This is a genomic window from Burkholderia sp. Bp8986, from assembly GCF_003854225.1.
Lineage (GTDB): Bacteria > Pseudomonadota > Gammaproteobacteria > Burkholderiales > Burkholderiaceae > Burkholderia.
Map to the genome: position 1 here is coordinate 1 of NZ_QTQM01000222.1, position 366 is coordinate 366.

Below are 366 nucleotides of genomic sequence, written 5' to 3' on the forward strand. Positions count from 1 at the left end.
TGCCGTTCCACCCCGACTCGATCCGGCCTTTGCCAAGTCGCGCATGGTCGATCGGATGATGAACTTCTTCGAGATTGGGCCGCCATCACCGAAGACGCTTTGGAGCCGCGATACGCCTCCGGACGTGCAAATCACCCAAGGCGGCGCAAACGCCGGCTTCACGTCGCTGAACAACGCGCTGGACTACTTGCAGGCGAACCCCGACAAGACCGTCTGGGCGATGAACTGGGACGCCCCGAACTTCCCGCCCACGGATGCGCAGATCAACGAGAACCTCGTCGTGCTGTTCCTCGCCGGCCCAAACTTCAACACCGAGCGCGAACCGCTCGCCTGGATCGGCAAGGCCGCAACCGGCAACACGCACGA

Annotated in this window: 1 pseudogene; it reads left to right on the forward strand. The window is 63.1% G+C overall.

The annotated features are described in order from the left end of the window. A pseudogene (locus tag DID99_RS36985) lies at positions 1 to 366 on the forward strand (virulence factor); the annotation flags it as partial.